We start from the raw sequence: 13844 nt of genomic DNA, 5'->3' as shown, positions 1-13844 counted from the left end.
ACTAGGCGAAGCCGACCTGAACCCAGCCGCCGGAATTCGGGATGTAGATCTGATGCTGGCGGAACCGCATGGCGCGCAGGATGATGTCGTTACCATCGCCCGAGGTGATGCTGGACCGACCAGTGCAGACAGCCCCGCCGTACGGCTCGACCATGCCGCCGTTGTAGTTGCCGGTGATGTCGTAATCGCCGACGTGGACGTACCGGGCGGAGATCACGACGGCGTTGTAAGCCGCGACGCGGGCATTTTCGGCGAAAGCTGAAGCGCGGTTCTCGATCCGGTTGTTGAGATCACCGATCTGGGCAGTGACAATGTCGCCTCCGCTCCCGATCCATATGATGCCAGCGCCGGAACTCATGTTCATGAGGTAGCTGTAGCCGTTCTCTCTGACCTGCCAGCCAGAATAGAACACGTTCGGGTAGTTCATCCCGAGCGTCGGATAGCTCTTGCTGACCAGCAGATCGCCGGACATGTCCTGTCGCGCCGCGGAGGTTTTACTCACCGAGGCCGCAATAGCCACGTTCTGATACGCGAGGCCTCGAGCCTCGATCCGGGCATTCAGGTCGCCGAACTGCTTGGTCCAGAGTGCACCGTCGGTGCCGAAGCCGAAGTTGTCTCCGCCAGTGTCGCCGTTGCGCAAGAGCAGCGCGCCATCGGGCGAGCGTATGACAAAGCGATGGCGATAGACATTGCCGACGACGAGATCGAGCCAGGACGCCGCGCCGTTGAGAACGATCGGGGCCGTATTGGTCAGTGTGCCGGACATCGTGTCGCCGGCGAGCGAGACGGATTCGCCTGCCGCCGCCGCCTGCGCGATGTCAGCGAACGCCTTGGCGCGCGCCTCAATACGAGCGTTCAGATCGCCGAGCTGTGCCGTGCTGACTGCACCAGCATTGTCAATGACGAGGTAGGCTGTACCAGTGGCGTAATCTACCCACTGAAGGGCCTTGCTACCATCAACGAACTGCCAGCCGCGCGTAGTGCCATCAGGCAGCTTTAGCTGGATGCTGGGGTAGCTCTTTTCGGACCGGAGGTCGCCCTGGACGATGAGCGAGCCCGTCATCGTGTCGCCAGTCTTGGCCACGCGCTGAGTAGCAAAGGCAGCCGCACGCGCCTCGATGCGGGCGTTTAGGTCGCCCATCTGAACGGAATAGATGGAGCCATCTTCGCCAAAATAGAAAGGGTTGGCAAAGTAGGCACCGGCCTTTAGCTTCTGGAAATAAAGCTTGCCATCAGCTCCGTTGATCAGAACAGCCCACGCATGCTTGTCGTAGGTGCCACCAATCTGGGTGAAGTTGATCTGCGCGTAGTTCATCGCGATGTTGAGTGCGCCCGTCATCGTTCCGCCGGCCTTCGCCACGAACGACGTCAGCACGGCGGCGAGACCGAGGTTGGCCTGCCCCTTGGCCTTCTCCGCGTCCGTGTAGGCCTGATCGGTATCGACCCGCACGGCCTTGGGCGACTGCGCCGAGTTGGTGGCCACCTCCACGGCGAGCGCGGCGACGCCGGTAATGACCGTCGCAATGTCCTTCAGGGTCGGGACGAAGTTGTAGAGGTGGCCGTTCTGCCGGAACCCGCCCGGGTTGGTGACCGAGTTGTACGGGTTATCGCCCTCGTAGAAGGACTGCAGCCGGTTGAGGGCCGCCTTCTGGACATCGGACAGGGGCATCAGAGCGATTCCTTCGCGACGAACTCGGTGGCGATGTTGGGCGTGCTCATCCGGCGGAGGCTGGGCATCTGCCCGAGCGTCCCGATGAAGGCCTCACGGAGGTAGGTGCTGGGGTCGCCGGGATTCGGCACGACCACGATCTGGTTGTGGATCCCGGACCGCACGGCGATCTGGTAGATCTCCCGGAACTCGGTGTCCGGCAGGTACGAGAAGGCGAACTTGAAGATCCGCCGGATGGCGCGGGCGTTGTGGAAGAGGGTGCCGCTGCGGCCCATCTCCTCATCCGTGACCGCCTCGAAGTCGAGGGCGTTGCTGCCCTCTTCGTAGTTCTTTGGCGGGCGCCATGTGCGACTGGCGAAGAACCGGCCGATGTCGAAGTAGCCGTCGGGATTACCTTTATCGAAGATCTCAACTTCGATGTAACCGGCGACAAATCGGAACTTCGGGATGTAGATGAAGGTCGCGCCCTTGCCGATGCCGCGGCCGATGTCGTCGAACTCCTGCGTCACGCCTTCCCAGAAGCCGGCGTCCTCCCAGGCCAGGGTCAGGCTGTCGACCGCGTTGCTCGGCAGCGTCAGCAGGCCACTGTCGTCGACCAGGTTGGCCTTGCCCTGGTCGGTGTAGGCGCGGATCCGGATCTGCGCGGTCGCCCGGAGGTTGGTCGGCCCGAGCGCAATCCCGCCGATGCTGAAGGTCTTCGGCAGGGTGCAGTTGAACTTGGTGTCGGCCGGGTCTGTGCTCGTGGTCCGAGCGACCTCGGGCAGGTACGGGGTCCGGAGGTTGTTCAGCCCCAGTGATCCCGTCTGCCAGGAGCCTCCGCCGAGCACTACGCCGTCGAGGTCGACGCGGTTCTCGTACATGAGGGCGAGGTTCTGTTGCGGCATCCGTCAGCCCCAGGCGCTGAATTCGATGGCGTCCGCCACCGCGTCGTCGACGCGACCGATCAGGACGAGCGGCTTTGCGGTCTTCAGGAACCGGGTCATCTGCAGGGAAACGATGCTCCCCACCCGTAGGGTCGGAGCGAACGGATCCACGCCTCCCTGGCTGGGCATGTACCCGGGGCCGAGCACGCTGACCCGGAACTGCCAGATGTCCCGGCGGGCCCGGTAGATCGCCAGCCGGCGTGCGGCCTCGGCTGCGGCGTCCGCGGGCTCGGTCAGGCACGTGTCGAAGGTCAGCTCCTTCGCCTGAAGGTGCATGACCTTCACCGACGCATCCTCGGCCACCGATTCCTGCCACTCGAGCTGCAGGGCCGCGCGAGGCGCTCCGGTCACGGCGCCGGCGAGCTGATCCTCCGTCATTGCGGTCGCCAGCTGTGCGTACCGGACCGTGCAGCGGTAGGCCGGGATGCCGCCGTTCTCATCGTTCGGCGCCATGCGCTTGATCTCGCTGCGCAGCTGCCACTCCTTGAAGGCTGCGACAGGAGCCTTGTCCGCGGGCAGGTCCAGGCGGCCGACCACGAACACGCCCTGAGCGTTCGGGACCAGCCAGGCGCCCACCGACTGCAACATGCGCAGGATCGCCGTGAGCGCCGTGCGATCGTCATTCACCCACAGCCCGCAGCTGGCACCGTTGAGCGCCGTCAGGGCGACCACGGACGCGCTGTCGAGATCCGCGGCGACCATGCCGAGGTCGAACAGCATCTGCCGAACCAGGGAGGCGCAGTCCCGGGGGCCGGACGCGATCGCGTCCGCGGTGATGCCGAGCGCCGGGGTGCCGCCCAGGCGGATCAGCCCGAGCACGAGGCAGGTCGCATACTGGCCGGGCGCGACGCTCGCCGACGTCAGCGCCGCCAAGCTCGCGTAGTCGCCGTTCAGCGTCAGGGGCAGGCCGCCGTCGTAGACCTGGATCGAGGAGCACGGCCGGTCCGAGATCTGACGGATCAGGTTGAACGGGTTCACGTCGACCGGCGTCAGGTTCCGGACCAGACCGTAGAGCCGGGGCTTCACAGTGTCCTTCAGCGTCAACGGGCCCTCGGCCGTCGCGCCGGCGGAGGTGGTCTTGCCGGCGTACCGGGTGGTGAGCAGCGGCTTGTCGAGGTCGGCCAGGCGGTCGTGGATCCGGAGCCGGATCGTCTTGAACACATCGGTGATGTCGAGGCTCTCGATCGTGCCCCGAAGCATGATCGGCGCGTCCTTGTAGAGCCCCTTCGCCGCTCCAAAGATGTCCTGCCGTAGCACCCGGACGATCACCGGCCGGCCGTTGAAGCTGTAATCCGCCCAGTCGTCGTACCGCCCGTGCGCGTTCGCCAGGACGATCTCACCGAACGCGATGGTCGAGGCGCCGCCGGTGCTGCCCTCTGCGAAGAGGTGACGCTCGAAGTTGGCCGGGGTCTCGAGCGACGGATGGAAGTGCTGGTGCGCCGGGGTATCGGCGGCACCGGTGTTGTAGGCGGCGCTGGCGGCATAGAACGTCTTGACGCCGCCAGCACCGGTGTGGGCCTGCAGTTCGAGCGCGTAGATGGTCACTAGGCCACCTCACGGCGCGAGCTTTCGCGCTTTCCCTTGGCCAGGGTCGTTCCGACGTCTTTGAGCGCCTGGATCGTCTGGAGGTGGCCCTCCTCGTCCACGCCGGTGTTCTCCTTGACGTCGTCGCGCAGGGCATCGAGCCGGGCACCGATCGCCTTCAGCTCGGCGAGCAGAGCCGCGTCTTGGTTGACCGGAACCGCCATCTGCGGCGTCGCCGAGCCCACGTCGTTCGCAGCACCGACAGACGAGGCGTACTGAGCCGCGATCATCGACGTCACGCTATCCGAGAGCGCACTACCGCCGGTCGTCGATCCGGTGTCGCCGAAGGCCTTCTGGCCGACCTGGTCCGGCAGCTTCCCGAGCTGATCGTAGATCTGCTGGAAGATGTCCTGAAACGCCTGGCTCGAGGCATAGTAGACCTTGCCCGCGTCCAGCAGCGACTGGGCGTAGCCCGTGATGCCGCCGAGTGCGGTCTTGTCCCCGCCCTGGGCCAGCTTCAGCTGCTCGTCGTACTGGGTCTGGGCGACCTTGAAGCGATCCTCGGGTGACAGCGGCGAGCTGCTGCCGGCCAGCATCTGATCGAGGAACTTCTTGATGGTGTTGGCGAAGTCGTCGAAGGCGGCCTTCGCCTGCTTGTTGAAGTCCTCGATTACCTTCAGCCGCTCGGCCGCCTGTGCAGCCTCCAGCGACGTCATCGCCTCGCCGCCCGCCTTCGCCTCCTCGATGCGCTCCCGGGCCGACTTCCGGTCGAAGGCAGCGAGTTGCCCGGCGAGCGTGTCGGCGTCGGTGTTCGCCGCGAAGAGCCGGTCCTCATTGCTGGAGATCCGCACCTTCACCGCGTCGCCGTAGTCCTTCACGATCTTGGCGCGCTCGGCCTCCTGGGCGGCCGTCAGGTCGAGGATCGCCTCGCCGCCGGCCTTGATCTCATCGGCGCGCTCCTTCTGGGCCTGCCGCTCGAACGCGGCGAGCTGCCCCGACAGGCTATTGTCGTTGGCAGCCGCGAACGTGCGATCCTGGTAGCCGGCGCGCCGCTCGGTGATCGCCTCGTTGTATTCGTCGACGAGCTTCTGCCGCTCGGCGTTCTGCGCGGCCATCAACGCGGTCAGGGCCTCGCCGCCCGACTTGATCTCGGCGAGCCGCTCCGCTGCGGCGCTCCGATCGAAGGCCGCCAGCTGGCCGGCCAGGTCCGTCGTGTTCGTGGCGGCGAACGTGCGATCCTGGAACGACAAGATCCGCTGGTTCACGGCCTCGTAGTAGTCGCGGATGATCTTGGCCCGCTCCGCCTCCTGGGCCCGGGTGAGGTCCAGCATGGCCTCGCCACCGACCTGCAGTTCGGCGAGCCGATCCTTCTCCGCCTGGCGCTCGAAAGCCGCCAGCTGGCCGGCGAGCGTGGTCCCGTCGTTGCCCGCCGCGAACGCCCGGTCCTGGTATCCGGTCTGCCGGTCCCGGACGGCCTTGTAGTAGTCGTTGATGATCTTCTGCTGCTCGGCGCCCTGGGCCTGGAGCAGAGCCGCCATGGCCTCGCCGCCGACCTTGGCCTCCTCGACCTGCTGCTGGGCAGCCGTGCGCTGGAACGCCGCCAGCTTGCCGCCGAGGGTGCTCTCGTCGTTCGTGGCGGCGAAGGTGCGATCGCTGAACGTCCGGATCCGGTCGTTCACCGCATCATAGTAGGCCTTGACGATCTTCCAGCGCTCGGCCGCCTGCGCCGCCTCGAGCTGCACGAGCGCTTCGCCGCCGGCCTTCACTTCGTCCTGACGCTCTTTCACGGCGTTGCGGTCGAAGATTCCCAGCTGCGCGTTGAGGCCGCCGTCGCTCTGGGCCGTGAGCTGCCGGGTGCCAGCAGCCTGGCGCCGATCGTTCACAGCCTGGTTGTAGTCGTAGATCAGCTTCTGCCGCTCGAGGTCTTGCGTCGCGACAAGGTCATCGATCGCCTGGTTGCCCTTGGCGCCCTCGGTCCAGCGCTCCCATTCCGCCGAGCGCTCGAACGCGGTCAGCTTGGTGGCCAGGCTGTTGTCGGAGAAGTTGACCGCGAAGGCCCGATCCTCGTAGCCGCGCTTGCGGTCCTGGATCTCGGAGAGCTTCTGCGCGGCCTCCTGTGCGGCCTGCACCGCCTCCTGCTGCGCCTGGATCGCGGTCTTGCTGGTCTCGGCGCTGTATTCATGGACCACGCCGGCCAGCTGCGGGAACGAGCTGATCAGCTCGTTGAAGGCGTCCCCGACCAGCTGCGAGTTGTCGACGATCTTCTGGGCCGCGGCCGAGAAATAATCGCCGACCTTGCTGCCGTCCTGGCCGAGCCGTGCGGCATCGTCGTTGAGGCTGCCGACCTCCTTCAGCAGGTCGGAGGCGTCGTTGAGATAGTCCTTGCCCTTGGCCGCGTAGATCTTCCGGTCGAGGTCCGTGTCGAACTTCTCCGCGAGCGCGGCGAGCGCTTTGTTGGTGCCGTCGTTGATCGCCTGCGCGGCCTGATCGGCGGAGAGGCCGAGATCCTTCAGCACCTGGCTCAGGCCGGCGGCCGTACCCTGGATGCGGTCGAACTCGGTCTGCGTCTCGGATAGCTGCGGCGTCGGGTTCAGCGCCGACAGCGCGCCCTGCACCGCGGCGCCGCGGGCCGCCTGCGTGGCGGCGGGCGAGATCCGGCCGGCATCGGCGACGAAGCCCTTCAGCGCTTCGCCCAGGGACTGGACCGAGGACAGCGCCTGCGAGAACGGGCCGCTGGTCCCGAAGCCGGCCTCGACCTCCGCCAGGATGCCGTTAAACCCGTCGGCGAACTGCGCCGTCATCCGGGCCACATAGGTCTGGTAGTCCTTCACCAGCTTGTCTGCGAGCGCGCGGTCCCCGCCGTCGCTGGCGGTCTTGGCCGCCTGGCGCATCTGGGCCTCGGCATCGACGATCTGCTTGCCGACGTTGCCGATCGAGCCGCCCTCGAACTGGATGGCCAGCGCCTCGATCTGCGGGCGCGCCTGGTCGAGGGCCTCCTTCCGGGCCTGCAACTCCTGCTGGAGCTTCTTCTTGGCCTCCTTCTTGGCCTGGCTCTCGCCGAACAGGCCGCCCAGCAGGCCTGCGCCGGCGCCTGCTATGGCCATGATCGGGTTGCCGCTGGCGAGGCCCGCCAGGCCACCGCCCAGGGCGCCCATGAGCGGCGACTGCGACGAGTAACCGATCGAGGCACCGGCACCGGCGGACACGAGGCCCTGCCCGAGCTGCGACGACAGGATGCCGCCGCCGGCCTTCTGGGGCTTTAGGGCGTCGCCCAGCGCCTTGCCGATCCCGGTCTCAGCTCCAAGCCCGAGCGCGTTGGAGATCTTGTCGCCGTCGAACAAGCCGCCGAACAGGCTGCTGCTGGGCAGCGATGGGCCCTGCGCGCCGGGCAGCGGTGAGCCCGCTGCGTTCGACCCGCCACCGAGCAGGCTGCTGAAGTTGAAGCCGCCACCAAGCAGACCGCCGATCTGGCCCTTCTCCGTGGAGGCGGTGCCGAGCAGACCAGCCAACGGCCCCTCGCCGGAGATGACCGCCTTCAGGGCGTTGCTGCTCAGCGTTTTGGCCAGGCCCGTGAAGGCCTCGCTCATCTTCTTGCCGCCGAGGATCAGATCGTCGGCGAACTCCCCGAACTCGCTGGCTAGCTCGCGCTGTCCCTCCTTCATCTGCTCGTAGGCGCGCTTCGTTTCCTCCAGGCGCTTGGTGCTGGCGGCCAGGGTGTCGCCGAGCCGGTCCCACTCGGCGCGCATCTCGGCCGTGACCTCGGTGCCGTCCTTCTGGGCGGCACGGGCCAGCTGGTTGGCCAGCTTCAGCTTGATCACCGCGTCGGCATCCTTGCCGACGTACTGCGCCTCGAGGTCGAGCTCGGTGATGTGATCCTTCGTCTTCTGAATCAGGTTGTCGTAGGAGGACGCCGCCTCGGTGGCGGCCTGCTTCGCCTGCTTGGCGCCAGCGGCTGCCTTGTCGAGCTTTCGGCCATCCACGACCGTGGAAACGTAACCCAGATCGCGTCCGGTGATCTTCTGCGGGGCGGGGCCGGCGGCTTCGGGCGGCCCCTGCACCTCAACGGCGGCCTGCTGCTTGGCGATGATGCCGAGCGTCGACAGCAACGCCGTCGCCTTGCTGTAGGCAACATCGAAGGCGCCGCCGATCGAGGACAGGACCGCGGCTCCGAAGGCGGTGACCGAGGAGATGGCCTCATTCAGCGTCTGGACGAGGTACAGCACCGTCTGAAGGATCTTCAGCCAGATCTCGTTCAGCAGGGTGGCGGCCGCGCTGAAATCGACGTTCACCGCCCAGGCGTCGCTGATCGCTTGCTTCGTATCCGAGATGGCCCGGTTCAGGGCCACGGCACGGTCGACCTGGTCCTGGTTCAGCACCTCCTTCTGGCTGGCCGCCTCGAGGTCGGCGCTGAGCTGCGCGATGGTGGTCTGCCCGGTACGGAGCCGCTCCATGAAGTCGGCGCCGAACACCGCGTCGCCGACCTTCAGGCTGGCGAGGTGGAGGCCGAGCTCGTCGAGCTCCTTCATGCCAGCGACAGCGGCCTTGATGCGCTCCTCTGTCGTCGTGGCGGTGTCGGCGAGCGCGGTGGATTTCAGACCGCCCGCACCGGCCGCTCCCGTCGCGGTGATGTCGTTCAACATCTTGGACAGGTTGTTGTTGTCCTGCCCCCAGTTCATCTTCAGAAAGCTTGCCGCTTTCGACAGCGCGGCATCCATCTGATCGCCGGTCGCCTGGATCTTCGGCCCCAGCGACTCGAAGCTCTTCAGGAACGCCGCGCCGACATCGAGCCTCCGCGCCTTCTCGCCGAGGTCGATCAGCCGCTGGAGATCCGCGTACGCCTTGCTGAAGACGGCCGAGCCGACCTCGAACGCAACGAAGGCGGCGGCGATCGGCAGGAACAGGGGCGGGATCAGGCTCAGACCGCGCGACAGCAGGCTCGTGGCGGTGGTGAAGCCGGCGACCTTCTCGGCGTAAAGGCCAAGCCCGCCGGCAGCAGCAGTGGCGCCGATCGACAAGCCTGCCAGCCCACGCGCAGCCAGCGTGGCTCCGGCGCCGACGGCCGGTCCCATGCCCGCGGCGCCCTCAGCGAACGCCGCCGTCGAGGCGGACGCGGCACCGAGGGACCCGGCTGCCGAGGTCGCAAGCCCAGACAGGGCACGAGCTGCCGCGACGCTCGCAGCCAGCACGAGCACCGGATGCTCGGCGATGGTCTTGCCAGCCGCCTTGAACACCTCGCCCTGGCGGCCCACCGCCGCGGCGTTGTCGTTGCCGGCCCGGGTTGCCGCCGCATAGGCGTCGATCGCCCGCAGCTGCGAGGCGGTGAGCCCACCCGTGGCGGCCGCAGCAGCATTCTGAGCAGCCTCAGACGCCGCTAGCGCGCGGTTCTCCGCCTCGATTTGGCGCTGGAGCTTCGCGGCCGCAGCCTCCTGGCTCGCCTTCGCCCGGGCTGCCCGGTCCGAGGCAGCGATGCCCTTGTCGTTGCTGGCCGCCGACCGATCCTGCGCACCCGAGAGCTTGTCGAGAGAGCCGGTGAGCTGATCCGCGCTGGCGCGAGCCTTGGCGTCGCCCTCCGAGGTGTATCGGAAGACCCACTCTTCGACGTGCTGTTCTGCGGCAGCCATGGAGATCTCCAGGTGCGGCTACCCGCTCGTCGCGCTCAGGCGCGCCGGACACGGGAGGCTGGAATGGTGCGATGGGTTATCGGGACTGGCGAAGGCTCTACCGACGCGCGTCGTCGGTAGAGCCTTCGCCGAAGCGGCGTGGGCGCCGCGGCTAGCCCTTCCCGAACTTCGCCTTCGCCCGGGCCTTGAGATCGGACAGCACTGCCCGGACTCCGGCGATATCGTCCGCCGCGGCCTCGAACTCCGGCTCACCGTCACGATCGGCGGTGTTGCTGCGATGGTTGGCCAGCGTCACCATGTCGAGCCGCTTGAGCAGGCCGACCTCCCAGGGCGTGGGCTCGACGCCGCTGAGCCGGGCCCAGGCCTCGATCTCGCAAAACGATAGCGGATTGAGGCCGAAGCCGTTGCTGGTCCGGGCACTGCTCAACTCGCAGTACCAGCGCCAGACGTAGTCGAGGACGAACGGAGGCGTGCCCTGGTAGCCCTGGGACGCCGCGCTCCATTCGCCGTGCTGGACCAGCTGCTCGGCTACGCCTTCAAGAAATTTGCCCGGTCCACGATGAAGGCATCGGCCTGCTCGCGCAGCCAGGGCAGTTTCTTGTAGGCCTCACGCGCGCTCTCGGGCGTGCACTCCTTCTCGCCGCCGTCGAAGCCGATGCCCTCCCAGGAGATCGTGCAGGCGACGAGCACCTCCAAGCGATCGGCCTCGATGCCCTCGGCGGTGGCGCGCACGCGGCGCCCGGTGGACGCAGTCGCGAGGCGGCGGTTCGAGATGCGGCGGTCGGCCTTGCGATAGCGATCGCTGTCCTCACCGGCCAGCATCACCGAGATGGGCTTGCCGTCGCTTTGCAGCAGGACGGCGCCGGTGGTCGGGTGCACGACCTCCATCTTCGCGCCGGCCTCGGCGCTCGCGGTGGTGTCGAGGGTCGAAAGATCCATGTCGAGATTCCTGTTCGTCGGGGATGCCGGGGTGCGGGTGGTGGACGTGGCGGCCCCGACAGCCGCCACGTCCGTCACTCACGCGCCGCCGAGGAGGGGGCGGCGGTCAGTGATCTGGATCAGGCGATGTTGCCGAGCTCGTCGAAGATCTCGGAGTTGATGCCGATGTTGAACGTGCGCTTGAGGACGTTGTCCGTCGTGCCCACGCTCTTCCGCTTGCTCATCACGAGTCCGGCGAAGTATTCGATGGTGTTCGGGTCGCCCTCGATCGGCGCGTCGGGCGTCTCGATGCGGAAAGCGAAGTTCGACTTCGACGCCTGCGCATCGACCATCGCCGCCTGACCGGCATCGCCCTGCACGACGCCGACGGTGACGGCCATGGTGCCGGCGTCGGCCTGGCCCTTGGCCTTCTCGACGCGGCCGCGGCCGACCTCGGAGAAGCTGACCGAGGAATTCTCGTCGCCGTAGTCTCCGAAGCTCTCGACCTTCTTGATCTCGACCCAGCCGGTAGTGATCGCCTTCAAGCTGATCAGCGTAACGTGGTCGGGATCGATGGCGGGGCCGATCCACATGCGAGTGCCGGAGGCGGTTTTGATCGCCATGACAGGTGTCCTTTGTAATTGTCACGGCTGCCCATGCCGCAGAGTTGTTCGGATCGACACGCGCTGGGCGGCGCGGCCATCACAATCCTTCGGCCGATCTATTCGGGATCGTCGAAGTGATAGGTGTACGGAACGATCACCGACGTCCGGAAATAGTTGCCGTCGTCATTGTCGTCGTTCATGAGCGGGGAAGTCGGCGTCAGGAACTCGACGCCGTTGACCTTCCGCGATCGAAACAGCTTCGCGATCTCTTCGCCTCGCGCGAGCGGCCAGTCCGTGCCGTTCCCCCGCGCCGCGAGGATCACGACTCGCACCGCGCCCTCCTCGACGTAGGACCGGCTGTGCGTGGTGCGGCTCTCGTTCGAGATAGGGAACTGCACCATGCAGTACGGCGCCGGCGCCGGCGGGGGCTTCTCCGGCCCGTTCGGGAAGACGATGACCGGTTTGCCACCGGCCACAGGGGACCAGTCGGTGAGCACCTGCTTCACCGTTGCGACGACATGCTGCTTGGCCACGGGACCTCAGCGTAAGGTGACGGTGATGATCGGGACGCGCGTCGAGCGCTCCAGCTTCATGCCGGCGACGCGCACGGGCTGCTGGCGGAGCAGGGCACGAGCCCCTCGGCCGTGCGCGCCGGCGATGTAGTCGACGAGCGGCGACTCGTAGCCGAACCCGATGCTCACGCTGTTGCCGAACCGGCGCTCCCCCAGCACGGCCACCGCCTGGTAGACGCCGGTCGGCGCGCTCGAGGACTGCCCCTCCTCGATCTTCTTGGCGTAGGGCGCGAGGCTCATGAACACATAGCGCGCGGCCGCGGGCGGGTTCTTCGGGTCCACCCGCTGCCCGTCGGCGAGCAGGATGTGCGAGGCCGCGTACTGGCCGGTCAGCCGAGGCGAGTGGGTGACGATCTGGTCGTAGATCCAGGCGAGCGCCTCGGTGACGCGCGCGAACCGGAAGACGACCTCACCCCGGTTCGGATTGAGTCGATCGAGCGAGGCGTGGGCGCGCCCGTCCACCACCGTATCGTGCTCGGGCGGAAGGCCGGTCTCGGCGCTATAGGCCGCCTCCGCCCGCTGTGCAGCCTCGCGGGCCGCCGCGGTGACGATGAGGCGGTGCTTCTCGGGCGAGAGCGCCTGCGCCACGGCGGCACGGACCGACGCGCTGGATCCGGACGGCATCAGCCCCTCACCGTGCAGTCGTACGCGAGCAGCACGCCCGCAATCCGGTGCGTGTTGTCGTCCACGCTCTTGAAGGTGCGCTGCAGGCCGTTGATCCAGACGGTGTCCAACCCCGCCGTCTCGATCGGCACCGGGAAGCCACCGGCGGCCACGTCGGCAGCCAGCAGGATCACGCGGCTGTCGCCCTGGTTGATGCCGCCCACGAGCTCGCTGGGCGCGTACCCGGTGACGATCGCCCGCACGTCGATCTGAGCATCGTAGGCGGTGGGCGTGCTGTTGGGCGAACTCCGCCGGAGCGACACGACCTCGCCGCGGCGCTCCATCTCGGACGCATACAGGGCGGGCGTCGGGGCGGACTCGATCTCCAGGTGGACGTCGTCGACCGCGACCTCGTCAGCCTTGCGGATGGTGATCGCGAACTCCTCGCCATCCATGCGCAGCCGATCGCCGATGGTGAGCCCCCGGGTGACGTCGCACGAGCGCACGGTCAGCTTGCCGCCGCGCCCCTGGAACGGCACGCCGACGACGCTGACGGTGACCGCGCGCTCGAACTGAAGGCGGGCCCACTGCACCGAGCCGAGCGGCTGATACGAGCCCTTGATGCGGCGCAGGAACTGCACCCGCTGATTCATGCTGCCGGCAGCGATGGGCATCGGTCAGCCTGCCGCGCTACTGCGTCTGCTCGACGACGAACGATCCGGTCGTGACCGTCTCGCGGAACCCGTCCGTGGTCCCATCCGGGAACGTGACGCGGCATTGGATCCAGTAGGTCGCCAGGGCCTCGAGGGCCTCAGTCTCGGCCGGCTTCATCCGATAGACGAGCTTCTTGCCGACCACCGTGAGATCGCTCTCGGTGATCGTCTTGATCGCGCGGCCGCCAGCGCTCTTCCCGTAAGTCAGGCGGACCTTGAGGCCGGTCGGATCGATCGCGACGCCATCCGCATCGTCGATGTCGATCTCGATCAGGCGATCGTCACCGCGACGGACCGAGAAGGGTGCGTTGACGAACGCCATCGATCTGACCTTACGAGTCGGCGAGGGCGAGGTTGAGGGTCGCCGTGTAGTCGCCGGCGCTCGTGTAGGCCTCATCCGGGCAGTCGAGGCCGCCGAGGAAGGTGCCGCCGGTGGCCGCCGTCCACATGCCGAGAAAGGCGACCGTCTTGCCGGCCGGGACGGTCTGCTTGGCGCCGACGCCCTGCTTGGCTCCGGCCGCCGAGGCGCCCCAGGTGACGGCAGTCCGGGCATAGCCGGTGCCGGTCATTTCGCTGGCGCCGGTCGAACCCGGGTCGGCGGTGTGCAGCGAGACGAATCCCGCCTGCGCCGCCAAGGCGTCCAGCATGACTGCCTTCGCGGCATTCAGGAATACGGACATGGTGCTCTCCTTCTAC

12 protein-coding genes are annotated in these 13844 nt (G+C 67.4%); all 12 read right to left on the bottom strand.

Features of this window, described 5'->3' with window-relative positions:
* Nucleotide 1 precedes the first annotated feature (1 nt).
* A complete protein-coding gene (locus ACYQPG_RS29475) occupies nt 2-1669 on the bottom strand; it encodes a hypothetical protein (protein ID WP_461232379.1) in 1668 nt (555 codons plus the stop codon).
* The gene (locus ACYQPG_RS29470; RefSeq protein ID WP_461232378.1) at nt 1669-2553 is read right to left on the bottom strand and encodes a hypothetical protein; all 885 of its coding nucleotides are present in this window, start codon (nt 2551-2553) and stop codon (nt 1669-1671) included. Before ACYQPG_RS29470 ends, ACYQPG_RS29475 begins: the two co-directional genes overlap by 1 nt.
* A gap of 3 nt (nt 2554-2556) precedes the next feature.
* Nucleotides 2557-4137 (bottom strand): hypothetical protein, encoded by a 1581-nt coding sequence (locus ACYQPG_RS29465; RefSeq protein WP_461232377.1) that lies wholly within the window; start codon nt 4135-4137, stop codon nt 2557-2559.
* Nucleotides 4137-9737 carry a hypothetical protein gene (locus ACYQPG_RS29460; RefSeq protein WP_461232376.1) on the bottom strand — a complete coding sequence of 1867 codons (5601 nt, stop codon included), beginning with the start codon at nt 9735-9737 and terminating at the stop codon, nt 4137-4139. The genes ACYQPG_RS29465 and ACYQPG_RS29460 overlap by 1 nt, the downstream gene beginning before the upstream one ends.
* A 151-nt stretch (nt 9738-9888) precedes the next feature.
* Nucleotides 9889-10257, bottom strand: coding sequence for a phage tail assembly chaperone (locus ACYQPG_RS29455; protein WP_461232525.1), 369 nt, complete (start codon nt 10255-10257; stop codon nt 9889-9891).
* Nucleotides 10258-10265: 8 nt separating this feature from the next.
* Nucleotides 10266-10754 (bottom strand): hypothetical protein, encoded by a 489-nt coding sequence (locus ACYQPG_RS29450; RefSeq protein WP_461232374.1) that lies wholly within the window; start codon nt 10752-10754, stop codon nt 10266-10268.
* 41 nt (nt 10755-10795) lie between these two features.
* Nucleotides 10796-11278 (bottom strand): phage tail protein, encoded by a 483-nt coding sequence (locus tag ACYQPG_RS29445; protein ID WP_461232373.1) that lies wholly within the window; start codon nt 11276-11278, stop codon nt 10796-10798.
* A gap of 98 nt (nt 11279-11376) precedes the next feature.
* A complete protein-coding gene (locus ACYQPG_RS29440; RefSeq protein ID WP_461232372.1) occupies nt 11377-11793 on the bottom strand; it encodes a hypothetical protein in 417 nt (138 codons plus the stop codon).
* 6 nt (nt 11794-11799) lie between these two features.
* Complete coding sequence (locus tag ACYQPG_RS29435) at nt 11800-12456, bottom strand: hypothetical protein (RefSeq protein ID WP_461232371.1); 657 nt, start codon at nt 12454-12456, stop codon at nt 11800-11802.
* Complete coding sequence (locus ACYQPG_RS29430; protein ID WP_461232370.1) at nt 12456-13109, bottom strand: head-tail adaptor protein; 654 nt, start codon at nt 13107-13109, stop codon at nt 12456-12458. The genes ACYQPG_RS29435 and ACYQPG_RS29430 overlap by 1 nt, the downstream gene beginning before the upstream one ends.
* A gap of 16 nt (nt 13110-13125) precedes the next feature.
* Nucleotides 13126-13470: a hypothetical protein gene (locus ACYQPG_RS29425; protein WP_461232369.1), complete on the bottom strand. Its 345-nt coding sequence runs from the start codon at nt 13468-13470 to the stop codon at nt 13126-13128.
* 10 nt (nt 13471-13480) lie between these two features.
* Nucleotides 13481-13828: a phage tail fiber protein gene (locus ACYQPG_RS29420; RefSeq protein ID WP_461232368.1), complete on the bottom strand. Its 348-nt coding sequence runs from the start codon at nt 13826-13828 to the stop codon at nt 13481-13483.
* Between the last annotated feature and the right edge of the window lie 16 nt (nt 13829-13844).

It is taken from the genome of Methylobacterium sp. CM6246 (assembly GCF_054818005.1).
This window is presented reverse-complemented; position numbering and strand designations above follow the sequence as displayed.

What these genes read in the sequence shown, in the direction of transcription:
- ACYQPG_RS29445 (WP_461232373.1), bottom strand. Translation starts at nt 11,278, where the DNA reads ATGGCGATCAAAACCGCCTCCGGCACTCGCATGTGGATCGGCCCCGCC.
- ACYQPG_RS29435 (WP_461232371.1), bottom strand. Translation starts at nt 12,456, where the DNA reads ATGCCGTCCGGATCCAGCGCGTCGGTCCGTGCCGCCGTGGCGCAGGCG.
- ACYQPG_RS29475 (WP_461232379.1), bottom strand. Translation starts at nt 1,669, where the DNA reads ATGCCCCTGTCCGATGTCCAGAAGGCGGCCCTCAACCGGCTGCAGTCC.
- ACYQPG_RS29430 (WP_461232370.1), bottom strand. Translation starts at nt 13,109, where the DNA reads ATGCCCATCGCTGCCGGCAGCATGAATCAGCGGGTGCAGTTCCTGCGC.
- ACYQPG_RS29425 (WP_461232369.1), bottom strand. Translation starts at nt 13,470, where the DNA reads ATGGCGTTCGTCAACGCACCCTTCTCGGTCCGTCGCGGTGACGATCGC.
- ACYQPG_RS29470 (WP_461232378.1), bottom strand. Translation starts at nt 2,553, where the DNA reads ATGCCGCAACAGAACCTCGCCCTCATGTACGAGAACCGCGTCGACCTC.
- ACYQPG_RS29460 (WP_461232376.1), bottom strand. Translation starts at nt 9,737, where the DNA reads ATGGCTGCCGCAGAACAGCACGTCGAAGAGTGGGTCTTCCGATACACC.
- ACYQPG_RS29420 (WP_461232368.1), bottom strand. Translation starts at nt 13,828, where the DNA reads ATGTCCGTATTCCTGAATGCCGCGAAGGCAGTCATGCTGGACGCCTTG.